Here is a 12412-nt window from a genome sequence, read left to right on the forward strand (position 1 = left end):
TGTGTTCCTCCGGACCGGGTCACTTCAGGCAGGCGCGGAACCGGCAGACCGACGCGCCCTCACGCATGCACTCGATGACCTCGTCCGTGGCCTGCACCCCGATGCCCTGGAACCAGCCCGCGCGCAGTTCCAGACACGGGCACTGGTAGTCGTCGAGGGAGCGGCTGGCCTTGAGCATCCGCAGCGCGAAGTGCTCGCTGACGACGGTCTCCCAGGTGCCGTTGGGGTCGAACTCGGTGGACTCCAGGTGCACCATCGACCGGGTGAACATCAGCCGGGCGAGCGCCTCCAGAGTGGTGGCCACGTCCTTCGGGGTGGCCTCCGGGCCCGTGGGGTGCTGCCGGGCGTAGACGGTGGCGACGCGCCGGGCCACGAACTGCATCACCTCGGCGTTGAGTTCGTTGGCGGCCTCCTGGCCGAACCGGGTCTTCACCGCCTGGTACCAGCGGGCGTCGTGCAGCCACCAGGCCTGCCGCAGCAGGGCGATCTCCTTGGACAACGGGAAGTCCCGGGCGGTGTCCGTCATGCCGCCTCCCCTGCGGGCACGGCACCGGCACGGACGAGGAGCGCCTCGGCCCGGTCCGGCCGGCCCTCCCGCGCGGCGAGTTCGACGAGCACCAGGAGTACGTCGCCGGTGCCGCCGTCCTCGATCAACAGCTCGGCCAGGTCGGTGCCTTCGGCCAATGGGTCACCGGCCGGGCTGATACAGATGACCGCACCGCCGAGGTCCCAGCGTGCCGAGACGAAGCCGAGGACGGCACTGGGCACGGACTGGTAGAAGAGCAGCGGCGAGGCCTTGCTCCCGGTGTCGACCGAGCCCACGACCGCGGCCTCGGTGGCCATGTCGCCGAGCTGCGTCACCAGGACGATCGCGGTCCGCTCAGCCTGCTCCGGCGGCGCGGGCGGCTCACCGTGGTGGCCGGACAGACAGCGGTCGGCGACATGGGCGATGATCGGGGCGAACGGCGAGGCGGTGAACCCGGGCAGGTTGGGGGGCTGTTCGTCCTCGTCGGCGGACCAGCTCGCACGCGCCAGTACGGTCAGGGGAGCGGTCGGCGTTGTTGTTGTCGTCGTTTTCGTCGTCGTTGTCGTCATGCGGCACTCACCACCAGCGCTGTGTTGGCTCCCCCGAAGGCGGCGTTGAGGCTGAGCACATGCCGTGCCTCACGCTTCCTGGGCGAGTCGAGGACGAGATCGAGTCGGCAGTCCGGATCGGGGCCGAGATAACCGGAGTTGACCGGCAGGCTCCCCGTCTCCAGGGCGAGCAGGCAGATGGCGAACTCCACCAGGCCCGCGGCCTGCAGCGCGTGCCCGTGCATCGACTTGGTGGAGCTGACGGGGATCCGCTCCGCGTGCTCCCCGAACGCACGGTGCATGGCCGCGGTCTCGGCGGCGTCGTTGGACGGCGTACCGGTGCCGTGCGCGTTGACGTAGTCGAGGTCCTCCGGGCCCAGCCCCGCCCGGTCGAGTGCGTGGCCGATCGCGCGGGCCATGCCCAGTCCCCGGGGGTGCGGCCGGCAGACGTGGTGGGCGTCGCCCGCCATGCCCCAGCCGGTGAGACGGGCCAGGGGCCGCATCCCCGTACGGCTGTCCACCGCCTCCAGCACCACCGCGCCGGCGCCGTCGCCCAGCAGCAGCCCCTTGCGTCCGGAGCTGAACGGCCTGAGCCGTCCGTCGGCCGCCATGGCCTTGCCCGCGTCGAAGGTCGTGAAGGACTCCGCGTCGACGAGATGCCCCGCGGCGACCACCACCCGGTCGTTGCGGCCGGAGGAGATCAGGGCCGCCGCGTCCGCGAGGGCGCTGCTGGCGGCGACACAGGCGTTGATGTAGGTGCGCCCGGCCCCGCCGAGGCCCAGCTCGCGCGACAGCCGCTGGGCGGTGTCACTGATGGGCCGGGACTCCTGGTCCTCCCTCGGCAGCCGGGACACGGCGGGATCCGCGTGCCGTGCCACGACGAGCGGTGCGTCAGCCCGTTCGCTCTGCGAGAGGCCGGCCTGCTTGCAGGCCTCCTCGGTCAGTGCCACCAGTTCCGTGTCGAGATCGAGTCCGGGGTCCGCCTGGGCGGCGACACCGACCCGGTACCTGCTGGTGTCGAACCTGGTCACCGGAACGAAGGCGGGGACACCGGAGTAGATCCCGTCGCGCAGCGCGTCGATGCCTTGCCCGTATCCGGTGGTCACCGCCACCCCGGTGACGGCGACCGCCCTGCCGGTCCGGCCCGCGCCTGATTCCCTGTTCACCTGGAGCCTCCCAGTATTTCCGTCGGGGCCGGCCGAGTCGGTCGAATGGATATCCGCGGCCGGATTCGGCCGGGAACCCTGGCGGGATTCACCGCAGAGGGAGAGGGAAACCGGTCGGCGGAATACCGTGGCACGCTTTCCACGTAGTGAAAAACGGGTGATTGCGCTGCCGGGACCATCTCAGTGCCCCATTCCCATGCCGCCGTCCACCGGGACGACCGCGCCGGTGATGTACGAGGCCTCGGTGGACGCCAGGAACCGGACCGCCGCGGCCACCTCCTCGGGGTCCGCCATCCGGCCGAGGGGGATCTGACCGACGATCCGCTCGCGCTGTCCGTCGGCGAGTGCCGTGCTCATCGCGGTGTCGGTGAGCCCCGGCGCCACCACGTTGACCGTGACACCGCGCGGGGCGAACTCCCGGGCGAGCGACCGGGCCAGGCCGATCAGCCCCGCTTTCGAGGCCCCGTAGTTGACCTGTCCGGCGACACCGCTCAGCGCGGCGGTCGACGAGATGATCACGACCCGCCCCGCCTGAGCACGCATCAGGTGCCTGGCCGCGCGTTTCACCACCCGGTACGTCCCGGTCAGGTTGGTGTCGATCACCGAGGTGAAGTCCTGCTCCGACATCCGGATCAGCAAGGTGTCCCTGGTGATGCCGGCGTTCGCCACCAGGACCTCGACCGGGCCCTGTTCCGCCTCGACCTTGTCGAACGCCTCGTCCACCGCGGTGGCGTCCAGGACGTCGCAGTTCACCGCGAGCAGGCCGCTCGGCGGTTCACCCGACCGGCAGGTCACCGCGACACGGTCACCGTCGGCGCTGAGTCGGCGTGCCACGGCCAGGCCTATTCCGCGGTTCCCGCCGGTTACCAGGACAGATCGGCTCATGAGCAAAATCTCCAGCCTGAGGGTCGTGAAAAGCGTCGAGAGCGCCGCCCGATGCGCACTGTGCGGCGGAGAAAAACCGGGTGCCGAGCACCTCCGTGGTTCCTCACCGGGCGGGCACCGAAATCTCATCGCAGGCCGCCGGGAATTTCCACGGATCACGGTGTGCCTCGGGCGTGCCTCGGCAGGAGCCGATTCCACGGGGCACACCCGAGGCACGTTGACCTGACGCCGTGGAGTTGTTTTCATGCGGCAGCGCCGGGATGTTCCACGGCGGACCCAGGGGTGCCAAAACGGCAGTCGGCCGCCCGGCACCGTGATTCCGGTGCCGGGCGGCCGAGTTCACCGCCGTCGCGCTGCCGTCATTCGGTCGACAGGAGCATCCTCACTTCGGGCAGGTGGGAGTACGCGCGCAGGGCGAGCCTCACTCGATCGGACGCGGCGGCCCGCACACCGCCGAGCAGAGTCGCCGCCTGGGCCGCGGACTCCGCACCGCCCGTCGCGTCCCCGAGCGCGACCTGTGTCTCGGCGGCGCGCAGCAGGTACAGGGAACGCACAGAGGGAGGCAGCTTCAACTCCGGTATGTGCTCGGACAGCACCGGCTCGAAGCACTTGATCGCGCGATCCGGCTGGCCCATCTCCAGCAGCGACACCCCGTCCATCAGCTGGAGCCAGTTGTCGCTGCGGATCGGCAGGATCGGCATGCTGTCCGCGTGGGGGTCGGCACTCAGCGCCAGGCGCCCTTCGAGCAGTGCCCTCTTACGGCTCAGGTCGTCCCCGCGCTGGGCGTGGACTCGGGCGGTCTGCGCGTGGAGCAGCGCCGCCAGTGCCGGGTCCCGCACAGCGACCCGGCGCCGGCTCAGCAACGTCCTTGCCGCGGTGAGCAGTTCGGTGGCCTCCGTGTGCAGATGCAGGTCCAGGTACTGCGCGGCGTGCAGCGTGATGACCGCCGCCGCCGTCTCCGCGTCACCGGCGGCGGTGGCGCATCGCAGAGCGGCGACGTAGTACCGCTGGGCGCTGACGTGTTCGCCCTGGAGCCGGGCGATGAAGCCGCACAGCGTCAGCCCCTCCGCCGCCAGGACCAGCAGTCCGGGGCCGCTGCTGAGCATGTCCGGAGCGGTGACGAAGTGGTCGGCCAGATGCCGCAGTTCCTCTTCACTGGCGGTCACCAGCCATCCCGCGGTGAACCTGTGCGCGAACACGTGCAGCGTACGGAGCCGGGTGCAGGCCTGGAGGACGGATCCGGGCTCGGCCCCCGGGCCGCTCTCCCAGCGCTGCAGCCAGGCTCTGTGCGAAGGCCTCTCCGGGGACTTCGCCAGGGCCTCCGTCATCGCGTCCAGCCAGTTGTCCGCCAGCGACTTGGCCGCCCAACCGGTCGCCAGCAGGTACCCCTGCTGCGTCTGTTGTCGCGTCGCGACGGCGTCGAGGATGGCCTCGGGCACGACCGAGGCCTTCCACGGTAATTCCAGCTGCCGCGCGTCACCGTGGGCCAGATACAGCCAGTCCGGCCAGACCAGTCTGGACACCTCTTCCTCGGGGACGGCGTGGATGTGCGCGATCGCGAGCTGGGCGGTCCGCTCGGGCACCGCCCGGCCGGCCTCCCAGCGGGAGACCTTCTCCCGGCGTGCCGCCATGTGGCCGAAACCGAGTTCGGCATGGGTCGTGGCGATCAGGCGGGCGTACTCGCTGTGGGTGTAGCCGGCCTTGGTGCGCAGGGCGGCAAGAGGGTGGCGGTGGCGGGTGGACGTGGCCGTACTTCGTTCTTCTCTGTGCATGAGAATGTTGTGCTCCTCGATGACACGTTTCGTGAGGCGGTGAGGGGAATCTGCCAGGCCCGGGCTGAGCCCGAACTGGTCAGACCGTCAAAGGGTCGGTGTCCGAGTCGCGCACCGTGCGTCGTGCTCAGTGCGATGACGAATGGGGCGCGTGGGGCGGCAGAGCGTCATGTGATGTGAGCGGGCTGTAATCGCACAGATATCAGAACGTAATCAGAGTGTCCGCGTCGAGGTGCTGAACCGAAAATAGAGATTTTGGCTGAGTTGTCCTCTGTCTCCATGCGGACGACGCCGGTCCGTCGCACGGGCCCTTCCGATCGGCCCCGAAATCGGCCCCGAAGACGACAACTCGGCGGCCTGGGTGCGTGATTGGGGCGCCAGGTGTCAACCGAACGGTGGCCTGTACCTGGTCCCTACTTACTGGTAGCCTCCGGGCCGTCAGCACCCGGCCCCTGCTGCGGCGCGCACTTCCGCGGCCACGCCGACAAGGAGCATCAGTCTTGCGCGAGTTCAGCGTTCCGGCCCTGTACGACGTACCGTCGGACGGCAATCTGGTGGACATCGTCCTCCGCAACGCCGCCGAGTATCCCGACCGGGCCGTACTCGCCCGCAAGGTCTCCGGGCAGTGGCAGGACGTCACCGCCGCGGCGTTCCTCACCGAGGTCCGCAGTGTGGCCAAGGGCCTGATCGCCTCCGGGGTGCAGCCGGGCGACCGGATCGCCCTGATGTCACGCACCCGCTACGAGTGGACGCTGCTGGACTTCGCGATGTGGTGCGCGGGCGCGGTCTCCGTGCCGATCTACGAGACCTCCTCGGCCGAGCAGGTCGAGTGGATCATCAGCGACTCGGGCGCGGTGGCCTGCCTCGTGGAGACCGGGGCGCACCAGGCCGTGGTGGAGGAGGTGCGGCCACGTCTGCCCCTGCTCAAGCACCTCTGGCAGATCGACGCCGGCGCCATCGAGGAACTCGGCGCAGTGGGCCGCGATGTGACGGACGCTCAGCTCGACGAGCACGCCTCGTCGGCCACCCCCGACTCGGTGGCCACGATCAACTACACCTCCGGCACCACTGGCCGGCCCAAGGGCTGCACGCTCACCCACCGCAACTTCCTCGCGGAGTGCGGCAACATCATCGCCCGCAACACCCCCCTGTTCCGCGAGGACGCCTCGCTCCTCCTCTTCCTGCCGCTCGCGCACGTCCTCGCCAGGGTGGTCGAGGTCGGGGCCATGATGGGCCCGATCAAGCTGGGCCACGTCAGCGACGTCAAGGACGTGACCGCGGAACTGGGGAAGTTCCGGCCCACCTTCCTGCTCGGCGTACCCCGGGTGTTCGAGAAGGTCTACAACTCGGCGCGCGCCCAGGCCCGGGCGGGCGGCAAGGAGAAGATCTTCGAGCTGGCCGCGGACACGGCCATCGCCTACAGCCGGGCGATGGAGACACCGTCGGGCCCCGGATTCGGGCTGCGGCTGAAGCACAAGGTCGTCGACCGGCTGGTCCTCAGCAAGCTGCGCGCGGCACTCGGCGGCCGGACCACGCACGCCCTCTCCGGCGGCGCCGCGCTGGGCGAACGCCTGGGCCACTTCTACCGGGGCCTCGGTCTCACCGTCCTGGAGGGCTACGGCCTCGCCGAGTCCTGCGCCGCGACCACCCTCAACCCCTACGACCGCCAGAAGATCGGCACGGTGGGCCTGCCGGTGGCGGGCAGCTCGGTGCGCATCGCGGACGACGGGGAGATCGTGCTGCGGGGCGAGAACCTGTTCAGCGGCTACTGGAACAACGAGACGGCGACCGCGGACGTGCTGGTCGACGGCTGGTTCCACACCGGCGACCTGGGGTCCCTGGACGACGAGGGCTACCTCAGCATCACCGGCCGGAAGAAGGAGATCATCGTCACGGCGGGCGGCAAGAACGTCGCCCCGGCCGTGATCGAGGACCGCATCCGGGCCCACGCGCTGGTCGCCGAGTGCATGGTGGTCGGCGAGGCCAAGCCGTTCGTCGGAGCGCTGGTGACGCTGGACCCCGAATTCCTGCCCCGCTGGGCCAAGCAGCACGGCAAGCCGGAGGACACACCGGCGGCGCAACTCCTCGACGATCCCGGGCTGCTCGCCGAGATCCAGGGCGCCATCGACGACGGCAACGCGGCGGTCTCCCGGGCGGAGGCGGTACGGAAGTTCCGTATCCTCGATGTCCAGTTCACCGAGGCGTCCGGCCATCTGACCCCGTCGCTGAAGCTGAAGCGGAACATCGTGCAGCGGGACTTCGCCGACGAGATCGAGGCCCTCTACACCTCCTGAGTCGCACCTCCCGAGCCGACGTGGCAGGCCCACTTCACTGCGCGGAGTGGGCCGGGATCCGAAGCCTGACCCGGTAGCCACCCTCAGGGGTGGAGCCGGACTCCAGGGTCCCGTCGAGGAGTTCGGCGCGCTCGCCGAGGCCGACGAGGCCCTGGCGGGAGCCGGGCAGGGGCAAGGACGGCCGGGTGGACGGAGTGTTCGTCACGGTCACACCGAAGTCGGTGCCGTCCTCGCCGCGCCACAACTGTACGGTCGCGCGGGCGCCGGGGGCGTGTTTACGGACGTTGGTGAGGGCTTCCTGCACGGTGCGGTAGACGGTCCGCTGGGCCGGCGTGCCGATGTCCGGGGGGAGCTCACCGGTCAGCTCGGCGTCGATGCCGCTGGTCGCGACGAGCTTGTGCAGGTCCGCGAGGGTGGGCTGCGGGGTCAGCTCGGTGGCCTTGCCGCCGGACGCCCGCAACAGGGTGACCATGTGGCGGAGTTCGTCCAGGGTGTCGACGCTGAGGGCGCGGATGGTGCGGGCCCCCTCCTTGAACTCCGGGTCCGTGGCAGCGACTTGGAGCGCTCCGGCCTGCACGGCGATCAGGCTGACCTGGTGGGAGACGACATCGTGCATCTCGCGGGCGAGCTGGGCGCGTTCGCGGGCCAGGACGGCCTGGGAGTGCAGCAGCCGTTCGTGTTCCCGGGCTTCCTCGATCTCGACGAGCTGCCGGGACAGGTCCCGCCGTGCCTGGAGGAGTTGGCCCAGGAGAACCGGCGCGGCGGCGGTGGCGAGGGTGTAGAAGAAGTAGACGACCGTCCAGGTGCGGTCGTGCGAGGAGAAGTCGTCCAAGGGCCAGGGCGCGGCGGAGGCCAGGGCGAACAGCAGGGCACAGACGGCGAGATGGCGGCGGTCGCGGGAGCGTTCGGCCAGCGTGAACAGCGCGGCGAACGGGGCGAACACGATGCCCACCATGAGGCTGGCCGGCAGGGTGAGCAGGAAGACCACGAGCGGGAAACGCCGCCGGAACGCCAGCACACCGCAGGCGAGCAGGGCGGTCACGATCGCGGCGGACGGCTCACCGAACAGGTTGAGCGACGCGTCCATGGCCGCCACGACGATGACGAGGGCGTCGACGACCCGGTCCGGAACCCGCACCCACCACGCCCGGCGCGCGTCGGCCGCCCGGACACCGGCTTCCTCGGACGCGGTCATCGCCCTGGCTCCCGCTGACCGGGCCGGTTCCCGTCCGCGTCCTCGACGGCGTCCAGCAACCCGGCCCGCTGGGCGAGCAGCGCCGCCCGGACCCGGCTGCTCACCTTCAGCTTGGTGAGGATCGCGCTGACGTGGTCCTTGACCGTGCCCGCGCTGAGATGGATACGGGTGCCGATGTCGGCGTTGGACAGCCCCTCCGCGATCAGTACGAGGACCTCGCGCTCGCGTTCGCTGAGCCGCCCCACGCGGGCCGCCCCGGGGTCCTCGGCGCGGGCCGTGGCACCCGGGTGGCTCTGCCAGACGGCCCGGGAGGCCTTCGGCGACATCACGACCCCGCCCGCCGCCAACGTCCGTACCAGCTGGGCGAGTTGGTCGGGCTCGGTGTCCTTGAGGAGGAAACCGGCCGCGCCGGAGCGCAGGGCGGTCAGGATGTACTCGTCGGCGTCGAACGTCGTCAGCATCGCCACCACCGGGGCCTTCGGCAGGGCCCGCACCCGGCGCAGCACGGTCAGACCGTCGACGTCCGGCATCCGGATGTCCAGCAGGACGACATCGGGACTCTCCCGCCGTACGGTCTCGACCGCCTCCGCGCCCGCGGTGGTCGCGACGACCTCGATGTCGTCGGCCGCGCTGAGGATGAGCCGGAAGCCGGACCGCACCAGTGCCTCGTCGTCCACCACCACTACCCGGATCACGTACGTTCCGCCTCGCCGTCGTCGTCACCAGTGCGACGGTTTTCGGCCGCACATCGATGTCGTCCCCCGACCTTAGAGCGGCGAAAGCCCCGCTGGAACGCGCCCGGGAGCCACTCCAGCCACCTGGGGGGAGGCTTCCAGCCGTTCGGGGGGAGCGGGCGGGCGGACCGGCCGTCCCGGTACGCAACCACAAAGGCCCTGGACCCCTCCTACACAGGAGACGCACCGGGCAGGAACCGACAGGGGTGGCGATGGAGCGGCAGTGGTCCCGTCGAAGGTTCATGGTGTACTCGCTGGCCGCGACCACCCTGACCGTGGCCGCCCCGATCGGCTGCGACACGTCCCCGGCGGAGGGCGCCGAGCCCCGGACGGCGGGCGGCAGCGCGCGCTCCGGCGTCGTGGTGACCGGCACCGACGACGAGATGCTGGTCCTGGAGGTCACCGCGGCGAACCGGGTGGTCGTACGGCTGCCGCGCGTCGAGGTCGGCCAGGGGGTCACCACCGCGGTCGCCATGATGATCGCCGAGGAACTGGACGCCCGCCTCGCCGACGTCGACATCCCGCTCGCCGACGCCCGTACCAAGGGCAGCCAGTTCACCGGCGGTTCGAACTCGGTCAGCTCGCTGTACGGACCCGCCCGGGCGCTGGCCGCCACCGCGCGCGCCCGGCTGGTGACCGCCGCCGCGCAGCGCTGGCGCCTGCCCGCTCGCACGCTGCGGACCCGGAACACCATGGTCGTCGCACCGGACGGGCGTACGGCCACCTTCGGATCGCTGACCGCGACGGCCGCGAAGGTCACCCGGCCGAGGGTCTCCAGCAGGCCCAAACCGTCCTCCCGCCACAAGGTGATCGGGAAGCCCACGACCCGTATCGACGCGCGGGACATCGTCACCGGCAAGGCGCAGTACGCCGGTGACCTGCGGGTGCCCGGTGCGAAGCCGACCGTCGTCGCCCGGCCGCCGACGCTCGGCGGGAAGGTCCGCGCGGTCGACGACCGGGCGGCCCGCGCCATGCCGGGAGTCCGTGCGGTCGTGCGGGTGGCGGACGGGGTCGCCGTGGTCGCGGACACCTTCCACCACGCCTTCGAGGCCCGCGACGCCCTGCGGATCACCTGGGCCCCGGGCCCGCTGGCCGCGCTGTCCGACGCGGCCATCAGATCCCGGCTGCGCGCCGCCGTCCCCCCGCTGGACCCGGCGCCGAGCGGATCGACGCAGGTGACGGGGGAGTTCGAGTTCGCGTTCGTCAGCCATGCCCCGATGGAGGTGCTGACCACGGTGGCGGATGTCCGCGCGGACCGCGCCGAACTGTGGTTCTCCACCCAGACCCCGATGGACGCCCGGGACAGCATCGCCGCCGCGGTCGGGCTCCCGGCATCGAAGGTCAAGGTCCATGTCCTGCGCGGCGGCGGCTCGTTCGGACGGCGGCTCAACCACGACTTCGCGATCGAGGCCGCCCTCGTCTCCAAAGCGGCCCGCCGGCCGGTCAAGCTGATGTGGAGCCGCGCCGACGACCTTCGACACGGCCGGATGCGCCCCGCCACCCACCACCGGATCAGAGCCAGTCACGCGGGCGGCCGGGTGGTGGCCTTCGTCCACTCGACGGCTTCGGTGAGCGAGTCGTGGGAGGGGGAGGGACTCGCCGCCCAGGGCGGCGCGAGGCCCCTGGCCGCGCGGGCGGGGGGCGTCCGCGCTGCGGGCCCACTGCCCAGCGACAGCGGGCTGTACAACTTCGGTCGGCTGTCCGGGGATTCGGGCAGCGTGGAACTGGCGGCGATACCGCTCGGTGCCTGGCGGTCGGTGGACTCCGGGACGACCCGGACCGTCGAGGAGATCATGGTCGACGAGATCGCCCGCAGCCTGGGCAAGGACCCGGTCGCCTTCCGGCGCACCACGCTCCGCAGCAAGCCCGTGCGCGCCGTACTCGACAAGGCGGCCTCCGCCGGGAGGTGGGGACGGACCATGCCGGCCGGACACGGACAGGGCATGGCGGTCCACGAGGAGTACGGCTCCTGTGTGGCCTGCCTGGTTGAGATCGACGCCGCCGACCCGGAGAACCCGCGGGTGACCAAGGTGGTGATGGCGGCCGACGTCGGAACGGCCGTGAATCCACGCGGACTTGAGGCCCAGCTGATGGGCACCGCCGTGGACGGCATCTCCACCGTGCTGCGGGCCGGCCTGCACATCGACCGGGGCGCCGTCCGCGAGGGCAGCTTCGCCGACTTCCACTACGCCCGCCAGCGGCACGCCCCGCTGCACTTCGAGGCACACCTCATGCCGTCCAGGGGCGAGCCCGGCGGAGCCGGGGAACTCGGGGTGCCCGCGGCGGCGGGCGCGGTCGCCAACGCGTACGCCCGGGCGACCGGCACCGAGCCGCGCCGCTTCCCGCTCACCTTCTGACCGGCCGCCGAACCCGGCTCCTGCTGCGCCTCCGAGACCTCCGAGAGGGTACTGATGCCCCACTACACCTTCGTCCTCAACGGCAAGCCGGTCACCGTCGAGGCCCCGGCCGACATGCCGCTGCTGTGGGTGCTGCGTGACCTGCTGCAGGTGACCGGCCCCAAGTACGGCTGCGGGGTGGGGGTCTGCCGTGCGTGCACCAGCCATCTCGACGGCGCCGAGATCCAGCCCTGCGTCGTGCCCGTCGCCGACTGTGCGGACCGGAAGGTCACCACCATCGAGGGGCTGGCCGACGGGAACACCCTGCACCCCGTCCAACAGGCGTGGCTGGACCGGGATGTCGCGCAGTGCGGTTTCTGCCAGCCGGGGCAGATCATGGCCGCGGTGGCGCTGCTCCGCCGGACCTCCACGCCGACGGACGCGGACATCGATGGGATCGAGAACGTCTGCCGCTGCGGTACGTACTCCCGGATCCGCGAAGCCATCAAGCAGGCCGCCGCCGAGGGCTGACGAGCGGCCAGAAGCAGGTCGGCCGGTATTGGCGAATTCGGTTCCTGTATGGCCGATATGGGTATGTTGCCCAGGAATTAATTCGTGGTCCTGTCGTGATGTGACGTTTCAGCAGGAACACGCTGTCCTCGCTGGCGTAAGAATTTTTATAGCACGGTCTGTCGCGTGCCGGAGATGGTTCGTTCGTTTTCCATTCGGACGAGTGGTAGGCAATCGGCTCGGTTTGTCCGTGAGTTGACCCGGACAGTCCTTTCCCGTCGGGTTGTGGATAGGACGTGCGAATATTCTGGTTCGCACCCATGGGATCATTTCGGGGCCGTGTACTGCATGAATTCGGAAGACCGCTCAGGTGAGTTCGCCATCGTCGATCGAGTCATTCATGAAGCCCAGGGAGAAGTTCTGGGGGAAACCCAGGGGGAAATCCG

At 70.6% G+C, this 12412-nt stretch carries 10 protein-coding genes; 3 read left to right on the top strand and 7 right to left on the bottom strand.

The window, feature by feature from the left end:
* Nucleotides 1-19: 19 nt before the first annotated feature.
* From ACH4TV_RS20875 to ACH4TV_RS20895, 5 genes are all read right to left on the bottom strand, one after another.
* Nucleotides 20-526, bottom strand: a complete 507-nt coding sequence (locus tag ACH4TV_RS20875; protein ID WP_398400113.1) for a hypothetical protein — start codon at nucleotides 524-526, stop codon at nucleotides 20-22.
* Nucleotides 523-1095 (bottom strand): hypothetical protein, encoded by a 573-nt coding sequence (locus ACH4TV_RS20880; protein ID WP_398400115.1) that lies wholly within the window; start codon nucleotides 1093-1095, stop codon nucleotides 523-525. Before ACH4TV_RS20880 ends, ACH4TV_RS20875 begins: the two co-directional genes overlap by 4 nt.
* Nucleotides 1092-2240, bottom strand: coding sequence for a beta-ketoacyl-[acyl-carrier-protein] synthase family protein (locus tag ACH4TV_RS20885; protein WP_398400117.1), 1149 nt, complete (start codon nucleotides 2238-2240; stop codon nucleotides 1092-1094). The genes ACH4TV_RS20880 and ACH4TV_RS20885 overlap by 4 nt, the downstream gene beginning before the upstream one ends.
* 180 nt (nucleotides 2241-2420) lie before the next feature.
* On the bottom strand, nucleotides 2421-3125 hold the full coding sequence (fabG, locus tag ACH4TV_RS20890) for a 3-oxoacyl-ACP reductase FabG (protein ID WP_398400119.1): 705 nt from the start codon (nucleotides 3123-3125) through the stop codon (nucleotides 2421-2423).
* 359 nt (nucleotides 3126-3484) lie between these two features.
* Nucleotides 3485-4897 (bottom strand): transcriptional regulator, encoded by a 1413-nt coding sequence (locus tag ACH4TV_RS20895; protein ID WP_398400121.1) that lies wholly within the window; start codon nucleotides 4895-4897, stop codon nucleotides 3485-3487.
* Between the two features lie 500 nt (nucleotides 4898-5397).
* On the opposite strand from ACH4TV_RS20895, the gene ACH4TV_RS20900 reads away from it, so the two are divergent.
* Nucleotides 5398-7191 (top strand): AMP-dependent synthetase/ligase, encoded by a 1794-nt coding sequence (locus tag ACH4TV_RS20900; RefSeq protein WP_398400123.1) that lies wholly within the window; start codon nucleotides 5398-5400, stop codon nucleotides 7189-7191.
* A gap of 34 nt (nucleotides 7192-7225) precedes the next feature.
* Here the strand turns inward: ACH4TV_RS20900 and ACH4TV_RS20905 are convergent, their stop codons facing one another.
* Nucleotides 7226-8386 carry a sensor histidine kinase gene (locus ACH4TV_RS20905; protein WP_398400125.1) on the bottom strand — a complete coding sequence of 387 codons (1161 nt, stop codon included), beginning with the start codon at nucleotides 8384-8386 and terminating at the stop codon, nucleotides 7226-7228.
* Nucleotides 8383-9081 (bottom strand): response regulator, encoded by a 699-nt coding sequence (locus ACH4TV_RS20910; RefSeq protein WP_398400127.1) that lies wholly within the window; start codon nucleotides 9079-9081, stop codon nucleotides 8383-8385. Before ACH4TV_RS20910 ends, ACH4TV_RS20905 begins: the two co-directional genes overlap by 4 nt.
* A gap of 281 nt (nucleotides 9082-9362) precedes the next feature.
* Between ACH4TV_RS20910 and ACH4TV_RS20915 the strand changes: the two genes are divergently transcribed.
* Entirely contained in the window at nucleotides 9363-11477 is a 2115-nt protein-coding gene (locus ACH4TV_RS20915; protein WP_398400724.1) for a molybdopterin cofactor-binding domain-containing protein, read from the top strand.
* A 54-nt stretch (nucleotides 11478-11531) separates the two neighbouring features.
* The gene (locus ACH4TV_RS20920; protein ID WP_398400129.1) at nucleotides 11532-11987 is read left to right on the top strand and encodes a (2Fe-2S)-binding protein; all 456 of its coding nucleotides are present in this window, start codon (nucleotides 11532-11534) and stop codon (nucleotides 11985-11987) included.
* Nucleotides 11988-12412: the final 425 nt, after the last annotated feature.

The sequence above is a fragment of the Streptomyces sp. NPDC020898 genome (genome assembly GCF_044333925.1).
Classification (GTDB): Bacteria; Actinomycetota; Actinomycetes; order Streptomycetales; family Streptomycetaceae; genus Streptomyces.

Bases quoted from the DNA above. Each gene is read 5' to 3' on its own strand.
- ACH4TV_RS20875 (WP_398400113.1), bottom strand. From the start codon at position 526: ATGACGGACACCGCCCGGGACTTCCCGTTGTCCAAGGAGATCGCCCTG.
- ACH4TV_RS20895 (WP_398400121.1), bottom strand. From the start codon at position 4,897: ATGCACAGAGAAGAACGAAGTACGGCCACGTCCACCCGCCACCGCCAC.
- ACH4TV_RS20915 (WP_398400724.1), top strand. From the start codon at position 9,363: ATGGTGTACTCGCTGGCCGCGACCACCCTGACCGTGGCCGCCCCGATC.
- ACH4TV_RS20920 (WP_398400129.1), top strand. From the start codon at position 11,532: ATGCCCCACTACACCTTCGTCCTCAACGGCAAGCCGGTCACCGTCGAG.
- ACH4TV_RS20880 (WP_398400115.1), bottom strand. From the start codon at position 1,095: ATGACGACAACGACGACGAAAACGACGACAACAACAACGCCGACCGCT.
- fabG (WP_398400119.1), bottom strand. From the start codon at position 3,125: ATGAGCCGATCTGTCCTGGTAACCGGCGGGAACCGCGGAATAGGCCTG.
- ACH4TV_RS20905 (WP_398400125.1), bottom strand. From the start codon at position 8,386: ATGACCGCGTCCGAGGAAGCCGGTGTCCGGGCGGCCGACGCGCGCCGG.